The sequence below is a fragment of the Streptomyces sp. NPDC006602 genome, assembly GCF_042870385.1.
Lineage (GTDB): Bacteria > Actinomycetota > Actinomycetes > Streptomycetales > Streptomycetaceae > Streptomyces.
On record NZ_JBIAHG010000024.1, the window covers coordinates 100,046 to 111,615 of the forward strand.

Sequence of the window (11,570 nt, forward strand, 5' to 3'; positions counted from 1 at the left end):
GGCGATTCGTCGTACCGAAATGCTACGAGCATCAGGCCTGTTGCCCGTCCGGACGGGTCCAGGTCTCGTCCCCGCTCTGGTCCCGGGCGTAGTCGTGGGCGTCGACGCGGGCGAGCGCCTCCTCGGTCCCCTCCGAGACCGGGACCGTGATGCTGACGCCCGTGAGGTCCAGGATCCTGCGCACCGCCGGAGTGGGGGAGATGATGTGCACGCTCCCCGGGAGGGTGCGGGCCTCCTGGTACACCCTCAGGATGATGTTCATGCCGGAGGAGTCCATGAACGGCACGGCCGACAGGTCGAGCAGGAAGTGCCGTCGGCCGTGGTGGAGTTGGTTCGCCAGATGGTGCTGGAACTCGGTCGCGGTGTCGACGTCCAAGTAGCCTTCGACCGTTATCAGGGCCACGTCCTCGCGGGGCAGGGTGACCTCGATGGACAGCGGGTTCTGGGCAAGGGGCACGGGTACCTCCAACAGGTGCTGACAGCCAGGGCCGGTTACCCCTGGCGGCGACTTCGATGCACGTCGGTTCGTTCCTGTGTGGTGATCAACCTCCCGGGGTTCCTCGTTCGCGGCCGCCGGGTCTTCCACCGCGCCCCCGCGCTTACCCATGAATCGGTTCCCCATTCCGGCACACTGCACGGAAAGGCTCCGAATGCAGGTGCGAGAGGAGGGTAATTGCTGCTGTGGAGGCCGGAGGAGGGAGCAGCGTGGCCGTTGACGGAATCTGGTCGTACGCGCCGGACAGCGGGTATGTCGAGGGGCAGGACCTGACGGGCTTCACCGTCGCCGCGAGCGACGGCACCCTCGGGCGGGTGGACCGGCAGGCCGACCCACGGGGCATGCGGCACCTGGTGGTCGACACCGGCGTCTGGCTGTTCGGCGGGAGCGTCCTCGTGCCCGTCGGCGTCGTCACCGGGATCGACACGGGGGCCCGCAAGGTCACGCTGGCCTGCACCGCGGGGGAAGTGAAGGCGGCCCCCCGCTTCAAGACCGACAGCGAGACGAGGGATCCCGCGTATCTGACCGCCGTCGGCGACTACTACCACCGGCTGCCGCCGCGAGAGACGACCACGGTCTGACGGCCGGGGTGCGGCGCACCGGCCGGGCGGATCTCAGGGACACGACACGCATGGAACACATCGACGCGGCCGCGACCGCGCTCTTCGACCACCACGCCTCCGGCGCTACGTCAGGGGCTCCGGTGACGAGCCCGGCCACGGCACGCGCCTACGCGCAGTCGGTGGTGCGCGAGCGCTGGGAATCCCCCTCCCGAAGGGCGCGCGACGCAGACGTCGTCGACATGCTGCTGGTCGTCTCCGAACTCGTCACCAACGCCGTCCGGCACGGTGACGGGCTGGCCGGGTTCCACGTGACACCCACCCAGGAAGGCCTACGGGTGGCGGTCCGCGACCACAGTGACCTCATCCCCGACGTGTCGCACGCCTCGGGTGCCTTCCCCGTCGGGCACCAAGGCAACGGATACGGCTGGCCCCTGGTCATCCGCCTGGCCCGTGAGATCACCGTCGACCGGCACCCCGGCGGCGGCAAGACCATCGGCGTGCTGATACCGCTGCGGCCGGCGCCGTGACGCGGCGCCGTCGATTCACCAGGGCAGGAAGACGTGGACGTCCTTGCCGTCGTCGTCCGTGACCACGCTCACCTGGTCGCACAGCGCATGGACCAGATGCCAGCCGATGCCGCCACCGCCGTGCCGCGGATCGAAGGGGCGCGGAGCGGGCGGCGTGGAACTCGTGTCGTGGACGGTCACATGAACGCCGTCGAAGGTCCGGCGCATGCGCAGCGCGAACGGACCGGGGGCGTACTGGACCGCGTTGGCGGCCAGCTCCGTGACGACCAGCAGGATGTCGTCCCAGTACTCGGGGGCTGCCGGAGGCGCGGTTCGCGCGAGGGCGCGGAGGAATTCCTCCGCGGCAAGTCGCGCACCCGTCACGTTCTGCGGCTCGCCCGCGAAACTGGTGCTGCGGCTCGGGATCGCCTCGGAAGCCAGTGTCTTGTCCCAACGCGGCTCGGCTGCCATGTCGCCTTTCCGGCCCGCCATCAGCAGGGCTGTCGTCCTTTCCCATACGTCGCAAGTTCCGTGTTCCCGGGGGCGCGGGGGCTACGCGTTCTTCCTGCGGCGGGTCGGCGGCACGGCCCTCACCGGAACACGTTGTCGGCGTCGTCCCAGCTCGCCGACTCGTCCCGCACGGCCTGGCGCCCACCGCGCGAACGAGCCTGGTACATCGCGTCGATCTCGAACGCGTACGTCCGCACGATCAGGTCCCGGCGCAGCTTCATCGACGGTGTCATCAGCCCGCTGGCCAGGTCGAACGGCTCCGGAAGCACCCGGAACACCCGGATGGACTCCGCACGCGACACGGCACTGTTGGCCGCCGCCACGGCCCGGGTGATCTCCTCCCGCAGCGCGTTCTCCTCCCGCGCCTCCCGGTTCGGCGCGTCGCTCTGCCACGCGAGGCCCGCCCGCCAGTGCGCGAGGAACTCCGGGTCCAGCGTGATCAGCGCCCCCACGCAGGGCCGGTTGTCGCCGACGATCACGGCCTGGTGGATGAGCGGGTGCATCCGCAGCCGGTGTTCCAGGGCGGCCGGGGCGACGCTCTTGCCGCTGCTGGTGATGATGACGTCCTTCTTGCGCCCGGTGATCGTCAGATAGCCCTGGGGATCCAGCCGCCCGATGTCCCCCGTGGCCAGCCAGCCGCCGAGCAGCAGCGCGGCCCGCGTCGCCGCGTCGTCGCTCACATAGCCCTGGAACACCGACGGGCCGCGCACCAGGATCTCCCCGTCGTCGGCCACCCGGACGTCCGTGCCCGGCAGGGCCTGTCCGACGGTGCCGGACTTCTCGCGCCCCAGCGGCTGCATCGTGATCCCGCCGCTGGTCTCGGTGAGCCCGTACCCGTCGTGGACGTAGATGCCGATGCCCTCGTAGAACAGGCACAGATCGCGGTTGAGCGGGGAGCCGCCCGACGTGGCGCGGCGCGCCCTGCCGCCGAGGGCGCCCCGCAGCTTGCGGTACACCGTGCGTTCGTACAGGGCGTGCTGCAGCCGCAGATCGAGGCCCGGCCCGGCCCCCTCGCCCAGCCGCTGCCGCTCACACGCCGCGGCGTAGTCCCGTGCCGTCTCGGCCGCCCGCTCGAACAGGGCACCGCGGCCGGTCTGCTGGGCGGTGCGCAGGAAGTTCTTGTAGATCTTCTCGAAGACCGACGGTACGCCGTAGAAGTAGGTGGGGCGGAAGGAACGCAGCGCCGACGACAGCGCCTCGGAGCTCAGGTCGGGTTCATGGGCCATGAGCAGACCGCCGCGCACGCACATGCCCTGGATCATGAGGCCGTACACGTGGGAGAGCGGCAGGAAGGCCAGGACGGAGCCCTGCTCTCCGGGGGGCGCGGCGGTGTGTCCCCAGCCCGCGAGCAGGGTGTCGACGGGGCTCGCGAGGCTGCGGTGGCTCAGCGCGCAGCCGAGCGGGTTTCCGGTCGTGCCGGAGGTGTAGGCGACGACGGCGGTGGAGTCCGGCAGCACGATGCGGCGCAGCGAGTCGACGGTGGCGAGCGGAATGAACTCGCCGCGCTCCACCAGGTCCCCAAGGGCCCCCGCGTCCAGCTGCCAGACGTGGCGCAGCCGCGGCAGCGCCGCACACACGGAACCGACCGTCATCACGCTCTGCTCGTCCTCGACGGCCACGGCCACACAGCCGGCGTCCCGCAGGATCCACTCGACCTGGTCGCGCGAGGACGTCGGATGGATCGGCACGACTTCCGCCCCCACCGCCCACAGCGCGTAGCCCAGGACCGTCCACTCGTACCGGGTGCGCGCCATGATCGCCACGCGGTGTCCCGGCGAGATCCCGGAGGCGACCAGCCCCTTGGCCAGGTCCACCACCTCGTCCCGCAGCTCCACGGCGGTCACCTCCTCCCACACGGAGGAGGAGGCGTCCGAGCGGCAGGCCAGCATCGGCAGCGTGGGGTCGTGGGCCGCCCTGTCGAAGACGCTGTCGGCGAGCCCGCCGGTCAGGTGCGGGGTGGCCGGGGGAGCGAGGGCGAGGTCGCGCATGCACTGCTCCTGATGTGTACGGGGTGTGACGCCGCCGACGAGCACGGTTATCTGCGGTGCTCGAATCTAGCCCAGGTGGGTTCGCGCGGTGCCCGGGAACGGAGAACTGGCCGACTGCCGATGAGCTCGGCATATTCGGGGGACTCGGACGCCATGAGTCACACGAACCCCGACCCCGATCCCGAACACACCACCGGCCTGGAACCTGGCGGCGGCGTGCCCCCGGGCGAGACCCCGCCCGCCGAGAGCAGCCTGCCCGAGGCGGGCCCGCGGGAGACGCACAATCCGACCAAGGGCTGGGCCAAGGCACCGCTGACGCTGATCCTCGGCCTCGCCATCCTGATCGCGGCGTTCTTCCTCGTGTACGCGATCATCCTGATCCGGTGAGAGAAGAGCCGTTGCAGCGATGAGAAAGGTGCCGACCAGCCGCGGCCGTCTCACGCCTGCGTGACGCGCACACACTCGGTGACCACGTCCCGCAGGCTCCCGGTCCGCTTCAGCAGCGCGCGCTGTACCCCGGCGCCGCTGCCGGTGCGCAGCAGCTCGGCGCAGGTCTCGCGGGCCCGGTCGAGGTCGCCGGCCTCGGTGAGGGCGTCCCCGACGTGGTCCAGCAGGGCCCGCACCACCGTCCCGGCCGGCATGCGCCGCATGGTCGCCGGGTGCAGCAGTTCCTCGGTGACGCCGGACCGGGCGGCACGCCAGGCGGCCAACCGGAGCAGACTCACGCTGTGCCCCAGTGGCTCCCGGCCCGCCCGCCATTCACGCGCGGCGGTCTCCACGAGGCCGCGGGCAAGGGCGGCGACGAGCACGGCGGTGCCGGAGTGCAGACAGACGTCCGAGACCCGGATCTCCACGGTCGGGTAGCGCCGGGACAGCCGGGCGTCGAAGTAGATCATCCCCTCGTCGAGGAGCACACCGGTGGCCAGCATGTCCGCGACCCGGCGGTGATAGCGCTCGGCCGAGCGGAAGGGCTCGGTCGGACCGGCCGACGGCCACCGCTGCCACACCCGGCTGCGGTAGCTGCTGTAGAAGGTGTCCTTGCCCTGCCAGAAGGGGGAGTTGGCGCTCAGCGCGGACAGCACCGTCAGCCAGGGCTGGATCCGGTCGATGACGGCGACGCCCTCTTCGTCGGATTCCACGGACACGTGCACATGGCAGCCCAGGACGAGCTGTTCCTGGGTGGCGAGTCCGTACTGCTCGGCCATCCACTGGTAGCGGCGCCCCACGCCCACGGAGGGGCTGACGGGCAGCGGCGAGGTGGCGAGCGCGGCGACGGTGCAGCCGATCTCCCCGGCGTGCCGGGCGGCCTCCTTGCGGCAGCGGACGATCTCCGCCCGCAGCTCCTCCATGCCCGACTGCGGATGCGTCGCGAACTCGAGCATCTGGTTGTGCAGTTCCTTCTCGAAGACGCGCTGATCGGCGTCGTCCTGCGCGGCCCGGGCCAGCACCGCGGCGGACAGCGCCTGCGGTTCACCGGTCTCCGGGTCGACCAGGAGGAGTTCCTCCTCCACTCCGACGGTGCGCACCTGATGCAGCCTTTCTGTGGCCCCTGGCGGCGACGGGGATTGCTCGCTCGTGTACGACCCCGACTGCCCCCTCCGAGGCCGTTCGAACACCTGACGCCGCCGCAGGCTCTCAGCCGGGCTGCGGTACCAGCCACACCGTCGCGAGCGGCGGCAGCGTCAGCCGGAGGGTTCCGTCCTCGGGTTTGACCGGGTCCGGCCGGGTGAGGTCGCTGCCGCCGTAGCGCGCCGCGTCGGTGTTGAGGGCTTCCTGCCAGGCGGGCACGGAGCCGGGCACCCACAGGACGTAGTCGTGGCGGACGACGGGGGAGAAGTTGGAGATCGCCAGCAGCGGGGTGCCCTCCGCGTCGTAGCGCAGGAAGGCGAAGACGTTGTCCTCCGCCGCGTCCCCCAGCACCCACTGGAAGCCGCCGGGATCGGTGTCGCGCTGCCAGAGGGCGGGGGATTCGCGGTAGACGGTGTTGAGATCGCGGACCAGGTCCCGCACCCCGCGGTGGTCCGGCTCCGCCCCGTAGGCGGGGTCGAGGAGCCACCAGTCCGGGCCGTGGGGCTCCGACCACTCGGCGCCCTGCGCGAACTCCTGGCCCATGAAGAGGAGTTGCTTGCCGGGGTGGGCCCACATGAAGCCCAGGTAGGCGCGGTGGTTGGCGCGTTGCTGCCACCAGTCGCCGGGCATCTTCGAGACCAGGGCCTGCTTGCCGTGCACGACCTCGTCGTGTGAGATCGGGAGCACGTAGTTCTCGCTGTACGCGTACACCATCGAGAAGGTCATCTCGTTGTGGTGGTACTTGCGGTGGACCGGCTCGTGGCTGATGTAGCCGAGCGAGTCGTGCATCCAGCCCATGTTCCACTTCAGCCCGAAACCCAGGCCGCCGCTGTCGGTGGGCCGGGTCACGCCGTCCCAGGCCGTGGACTCCTCGGCGATCGTCACCACCCCGGGCGCCCGCCGGTACACGGTCGCGTTCATCTCCTGGAGGAACGCCATCGCGGCCAGGTCCTCGCGGCCCCCGAACGCGTTGGGTGCCCACTGGCCGGAATCGCGGGAGTAGTCGAGGTAGAGCATCGAGGCGACGGCGTCCACGCGCAGCCCGTCGATGTGGAACTCCTCGCACCAGTACACGGCGTTGGCGACCAGGAAGTTGCGCACCTCGATGCGCCCGTAGTCGAACTCGTACGTCCCCCAGTCCGGGTGTTCCGCCCGCCGGTCGTCTCCGGGCTCGTACAGCGGGTCCCCGTCGAAGCGGGCCAGCGCCCAGTCGTCCTTGGGGAAGTGCGCCGGCACCCAGTCCATGATCACGCCGATGCCGGCCCGGTGCAGGGCGTCGACCAGGTACCGGAAGTCGTCCGGTGTGCCCAGCCGTGCCATCGGCGCGTAGAAGCCGGTGACCTGGTAGCCCCAGGAACCGCTGAAGGGGTGCTGCGCGACCGGCATCAGCTCGACATGGGTGAAGCCCAGGTCCTGCACGTACGACGGCAGCTCCTCGGCCAGTTGACGATACGTCAGCCCCGGTCGCCAGGACGGCAGATGGACCTCGTACACCGAGAACGGCGCCTCGTGCACCGGCACGTCCCCGCGCCGGGCCATCCACTCCGCATCGTCCCACTCGTACTGCGAGGAGGTCACGATGGACGCCGTGTCGGGCGGCACCTCGCTGCGGCGGGCCATCGGGTCGGCCTTGAGGAACCGGCCGCCGTACCGGGAGGTGATCTCGAACTTGTACCGAGCGCCCTCCTTGATGCCCGGCAGGAACAGCTCCCACACGCCGGACGCACCGAGGGACCGCATCGGGAACGCCTTCCCGTCCCAGAAGGTGAAGTCCCCCGCGACCCGCACCCCTTCGGCGTTCGGCGCCCACACCGTGAACCGGGTCCCGGTCACACCCTCGTGGGTCATCGGCTGAGCGCCGAGCGCCTTCCACAGCTGCTCGTGCCGCCCCTCGCGGATGAGGTGCAGGTCCGTCTCGCCCAGAGCGGGCAGGAAGCGGTACGGGTCGTGCACCTCCTGTTCCCCCTCCGCGTACGCCACCAGCAGCGTGTACGCGGGGATCGCGGCCAGCGGCAGTACGCCGGAGAAGAGCCCGTCGCCCTCCGAGGCCAGCTCGCTGCGCTCGCCGTCGACCACGACGCTCACCGAACGGGCGAACGGGCGCAGCGCCCGGAACACGATCCCGCCCGGCACCGGGTGGGCGCCCAGCAGGGCGTGCGGGTCGTGGTGGGCGCCCGACAGCAGGCGCCCACGGTCGGCGGGGTCGAGCGGCGGGGCCGTACCGCACCGGGCAGGTCCGGAGGGCTCGGGCAGCGAAGGATCGTCGCGCAGGGCCACGGGTCAGTCTCCTCTCACGGCGAGACGCTCGATCGCCGCCATGGGTACAGGGAGCCAGTCCGGTCGGTGCCTGGCTTCGTAAAGGACTTCGTACACAGCTCGGTCGGTCTCGTAGGCACGCAGAAGACCGTGCTTCTTGCGCGGATCCCATCCGGCGCGGGACGCGTAGCCCGCGCAGAAGGCCTCCCGGCAGCGGCGCGCCCACTCCGGACGCCAGGGGCGGCGCTGCCGCGCGGCGTAGTCGAAGGAGCGCAGCATGCCGGCGATGTCCCGCACCGGCGAGTGGGCGCTGCGCCGCTCGTTGAGCGGACGGGACGGCTCGCCCTCGAAGTCGATGACGAACCATTCCCGGCCCGCCCACAACACCTGCCCCAGGTGCAGGTCGCCGTGGATGCGCTGGGCCGGCGGTCCGGCGTCGCAGGTGGCGAGCGCGCCGAAGGCGGCCCGCAGACCGGGCACGAACGGCTTGAGCGCCGGCACGCAGTGTGCCGCGGAGTCCAGCCGCTCGGTCATCGCCTCCGCGGTACGACCGCTCTCACCGTGCGTGCCGGCCGGGAAGGCCGCGGCCAGCGCGAGGTGCACCTCCGCCGTGGCCTGCCCCAGCTCGTGCGCCTGCGCGGTGAAGTCGTCACCGGTGGCGAGCGCGCGCAGCGCCAGCGTCCAGCCGTCCGACGCGTCGCGCAGATACGGCTGGAGCAACCCCAGCGTCGCCTCCTGCGGCTGCGTCGTCCGGAACCACGCCACCGGCGCGGGCACCCGGCGGCAACCCTGCCCGGCCAGCGCGCCCGGCACCTCCAGGTCCGGGTTGACACCGGGCTGGATACGCCGGAACAGCTTCAGGATGAACTCGTCGCCGTAGACCAGCGAGGAGTTGGACTGCTCGGCGTCCAGCAGCCGCGGCGGCAGCCCGGCCGGCACCGGCACGGACGGGTCGCACTCGAACCGCAGGGGACCGGCCGTCCCCGGGTGCCGCAGCCGCTCCAGGAGCAGCTGTGCCGACCGGGGGTCGTGCAGCGCGTCGTACACCGTCATGCCGGCGAACGGGCCCGCTTCCGCACGTCCGACGAGCGCCCGGCCCAGACGCGGGGACAGGTGCTGCCGTACGCCGAGCAGCAGTTGGTAGCAGTCACCGGCCGGTGTGCCGCCGCCGGGGGCCGGCACCGGCGCGTGGCCGGTCTGCACCAGCAGGTGCAGACAGCCCGGGAACAGCTCCGTCATCGACAGCAGAGAGAGGTCGGTGACGGGCCGGTCCTTGCCCGCGAACCAGCGCTGCCTGGGCAGCCAGTCGCGCAGCAGGTCGCCGAGCGAGACCATCGGGTCGGCGACGACCGTACGTCTGGGGCGGAGGAATGCGGTCTTCGGCATGGTGACGCGTCCTTTCGTCGGCACGCTCAAAGTCGTCGACCGATGCGGGATGCCACTCGGGAGAGCCGGAACCAGTAGAAGCCGTGGCCGCCCAGCGTCAGCAGGTACGGCAGTTCACCGATGGCCGGGAAACGGACCCCGCCGAACAGCTCGACCGGGTGCCGCCCTGCGAACGCACGCAGATCGAGCTCCGTCGGCTGCGCGAACCGGGCGAAGTTGTTCACGCACAGCACCAGGTCGTCCTCGTACTCCCGCAGGAACGCCAGCACCGCCGGGTTGGAGGACTGGAGCTCGGTGAAGGAGCCGAGGCCGAAGGCGTGGTTCTGCTTGCGGATCTCGATCATGCGGCGGGTCCAGTGCAGCAGCGAGGAGGGCGACGCCATGGACGCCTCGACGTTGGTGACCTGGTGGCCGTAGACCGGGTCCATGATGGTCGGCAGGAACAGGCGACCGGGGTCGGCCGTGGAGAAGCCGGCGTTGCGGTCCGGTGTCCACTGCATGGGGGTGCGTACGGCGTCGCGGTCGCCGAGCCAGATGTTGTCGCCCATGCCGATCTCGTCGCCGTAGTAGAGGATCGGCGAGCCGGGGAGGGACAGCAGCAGGGCGGTGAAAAGCTCGATCGTGTCGCGGTCGTTGTCGAGGAGGGGCGCGAGGCGGCGGCGGATGCCGATATTGGCGCGCATGCGCGGGTCCTTCGCGTACTCCGCCCACATGTAGTCGCGTTCCTCGTCGGTGACCATTTCGAGCGTGAGCTCGTCGTGGTTGCGCAGGAAGATGCCCCACTGGCAATTCGAGGGAATGGCCGGGGTCTTGGCGAGGATTTCCGAGACGGGATAGCGCGATTCCCTGCGCACCGCCATGAAGATGCGGGGCATGACCGGGAAATGGAAGGCCATGTGGCATTCGTCGCCGCCGGCCTGGTAGTCGCCGAAGTAGTCGACGACGTCCTCGGGCCACTGGTTGGCCTCCGCCAGCAGCACCGTGTCCGGATACATCGCGTCGATGTCGCGGCGCACCCGCCTCAGGAACTCGTGCGTGGCGGGCAGGTTCTCGCAGTTGGTGCCCTCCTGCGCGTACAGGTAGGGCACGGCGTCGAGCCGGAAGCCGTCGATGCCCAGGTCCAGCCAGAAGCGGAGGGCGGCCAGAATCTCCTCCTGGACGGCCGGGTTCTCGTAGTTGAGGTCCGGCTGGTGGGAGAAGAACCGGTGGAAGAAGTACTGCTCCCGGACCGGGTCGAAGGTCCAGTTGGAGGCCTCGGTGTCGACGAAGATGATCCGCGCGTCCGGGTACTGTTTGTCGTCGTCGGCCCACATGTAGTAGTCGCCGTACGGCCCGTCCGGGTTCTTGCGCGACTCCTGGAACCACGGGTGCTGGTCGCTGGTGTGGTTCATGACGAAGTCGATGATCACGCGCATGCCGCGCTGGTGGGCGGCGTCGACGAACTCCACGAAGTCGGCGAGGTCGCCGAACTCGGGCAACACCGCGGTGTAGTCCGAGACGTCGTAACCGCCGTCCCGGAGCGGCGACTGGAAGAACGGCGGCAGCCACAGGCAGTCGACGCCCAGCCACTGCAGGTAGTCCAGTTTCGCGGTCAGTCCCCTGAGGTCGCCCACACCGTCACCGTTGCTGTCCTGGAAGGAACGGACGAGGACCTCGTAGAAGACGGCGCGCTTGAACCACTCGGGATCCCGGTCCCTGGCGGGGGTGTCCTCGAAGGTGTCGTGGACGGGCTCGTTGACGGTCATGAGGTGGAGGACCCTCCGATCTGCGGCGCGGCGGACGACCTCTGGACGTGGAACACGTGCGCGGGCGCCCGACCGGGCTCCAGCCGCACGTAGTTGTTCCTGCCCCAGCGGTAGGTCTCGCCCGCCAGTTCGTCATGGACGGACAGGGACTCGTGCCATTCCAGGCCGAGTTGCGGCATGTCCAACGAGACCGTGGCCTCCTGGGCTCGGTGCGGGTCGAGGTTGGCGACCACCAGGACCGTGTCCGAATCCGTGCGCTTGCTGTACGCGATCAGCGCGTCGTTGTCGGTCGAGTGGAAGCGGAGGTTTCTGAGCCGTCGCAGGGCGGGGTGGGCGCGTCGGATCGTGTTGAGCCGGGTGATCAGCGGGGTCAGGGAGCGGCCCTCGCGTTCGGCCGCTTCCCAGTCGCGTGCCTTGATCTGGTACTTCTCCGAGTCGAGGTACTCCTCGCTGCCGTCCCGCAGGGGGGTGTTCTCGCACAGCTCGTAGCCGCTGTAGATGCCCCAGGCCGGCGACAGGGTCGCGGCCAGCACCGCGCGGACCTCGAAGGC

At 70.5% G+C, this 11,570-nt stretch carries 11 protein-coding genes; 3 read left to right on the forward strand and 8 right to left on the reverse strand.

Annotation, left to right across the window (positions count from 1 at the left end):
* Window positions 1-31 precede the first annotated feature (31 nt).
* A complete protein-coding gene (locus tag ACFYO2_RS37640; protein WP_388358622.1) occupies window positions 32-457 on the reverse strand; it encodes an STAS domain-containing protein in 426 nt (141 codons plus the stop codon).
* Window positions 458-705: 248 nt separating this feature from the next.
* On the opposite strand from ACFYO2_RS37640, the gene ACFYO2_RS37645 reads away from it, so the two are divergent.
* Window positions 706-1,077 (forward strand): PRC-barrel domain containing protein, encoded by a 372-nt coding sequence (locus tag ACFYO2_RS37645; RefSeq protein ID WP_388358624.1) that lies wholly within the window; start codon window positions 706-708, stop codon window positions 1,075-1,077.
* A gap of 50 nt (window positions 1,078-1,127) precedes the next feature.
* Window positions 1,128-1,586 carry an ATP-binding protein gene (locus ACFYO2_RS37650; RefSeq protein ID WP_388358625.1) on the forward strand — a complete coding sequence of 153 codons (459 nt, stop codon included), beginning with the start codon at window positions 1,128-1,130 and terminating at the stop codon, window positions 1,584-1,586.
* A gap of 15 nt (window positions 1,587-1,601) precedes the next feature.
* Here ACFYO2_RS37650 and ACFYO2_RS37655 read toward each other — a convergent pair whose 3' ends face one another.
* Both ACFYO2_RS37655 and ACFYO2_RS37660 read right to left on the reverse strand, forming a co-directional pair.
* Window positions 1,602-2,036, reverse strand: a complete 435-nt coding sequence (locus ACFYO2_RS37655) for an ATP-binding protein (protein WP_388358628.1) — start codon at window positions 2,034-2,036, stop codon at window positions 1,602-1,604.
* A gap of 119 nt (window positions 2,037-2,155) precedes the next feature.
* Window positions 2,156-4,063 (reverse strand): AMP-dependent synthetase/ligase, encoded by a 1,908-nt coding sequence (locus ACFYO2_RS37660; protein ID WP_388358630.1) that lies wholly within the window; start codon window positions 4,061-4,063, stop codon window positions 2,156-2,158.
* A 153-nt stretch (window positions 4,064-4,216) separates the two neighbouring features.
* Between ACFYO2_RS37660 and ACFYO2_RS37665 the strand changes: the two genes are divergently transcribed.
* Window positions 4,217-4,450: a DUF6480 family protein gene (locus tag ACFYO2_RS37665; protein WP_388358633.1), complete on the forward strand. Its 234-nt coding sequence runs from the start codon at window positions 4,217-4,219 to the stop codon at window positions 4,448-4,450.
* Between the two features lie 50 nt (window positions 4,451-4,500).
* On the opposite strand, the gene ACFYO2_RS37670 is transcribed toward ACFYO2_RS37665, so the two are convergent.
* The 5 genes from ACFYO2_RS37670 to ACFYO2_RS37690 form a co-directional block, all read right to left on the reverse strand.
* Window positions 4,501-5,589 (reverse strand): glutamate--cysteine ligase, encoded by a 1,089-nt coding sequence (locus ACFYO2_RS37670; RefSeq protein ID WP_388358636.1) that lies wholly within the window; start codon window positions 5,587-5,589, stop codon window positions 4,501-4,503.
* A 109-nt stretch (window positions 5,590-5,698) separates the two neighbouring features.
* Window positions 5,699-7,909, reverse strand: coding sequence for a 1,4-alpha-glucan branching enzyme (glgB, locus tag ACFYO2_RS37675; RefSeq protein ID WP_388358638.1), 2,211 nt, complete (start codon window positions 7,907-7,909; stop codon window positions 5,699-5,701).
* A 3-nt stretch (window positions 7,910-7,912) separates the two neighbouring features.
* Window positions 7,913-9,274, reverse strand: coding sequence for a maltokinase (locus tag ACFYO2_RS37680; protein WP_388358641.1), 1,362 nt, complete (start codon window positions 9,272-9,274; stop codon window positions 7,913-7,915).
* Window positions 9,275-9,300: 26 nt separating this feature from the next.
* Window positions 9,301-11,019: a maltose alpha-D-glucosyltransferase gene (gene treS / locus ACFYO2_RS37685; RefSeq protein ID WP_388358644.1), complete on the reverse strand. Its 1,719-nt coding sequence runs from the start codon at window positions 11,017-11,019 to the stop codon at window positions 9,301-9,303.
* Window positions 11,016-11,570: DUF3459 domain-containing protein (locus tag ACFYO2_RS37690; protein WP_388358647.1), on the reverse strand; the 555-nt coding region annotated here is incomplete at its 5' end. The genes ACFYO2_RS37690 and treS, both read right to left, overlap by 4 nt.

Excerpts from the sequence above, each read along its gene's own strand:
- ACFYO2_RS37650 (WP_388358625.1), top strand. The coding sequence starts at position 1,128 with ATGGAACACATCGACGCGGCCGCGACCGCGCTCTTCGACCACCACGCC.
- ACFYO2_RS37655 (WP_388358628.1), bottom strand. The coding sequence starts at position 2,036 with ATGGCAGCCGAGCCGCGTTGGGACAAGACACTGGCTTCCGAGGCGATC.
- ACFYO2_RS37660 (WP_388358630.1), bottom strand. The coding sequence starts at position 4,063 with ATGCGCGACCTCGCCCTCGCTCCCCCGGCCACCCCGCACCTGACCGGC.
- ACFYO2_RS37665 (WP_388358633.1), top strand. The coding sequence starts at position 4,217 with ATGAGTCACACGAACCCCGACCCCGATCCCGAACACACCACCGGCCTG.
- ACFYO2_RS37680 (WP_388358641.1), bottom strand. The coding sequence starts at position 9,274 with ATGCCGAAGACCGCATTCCTCCGCCCCAGACGTACGGTCGTCGCCGAC.
- treS (WP_388358644.1), bottom strand. The coding sequence starts at position 11,019 with ATGACCGTCAACGAGCCCGTCCACGACACCTTCGAGGACACCCCCGCC.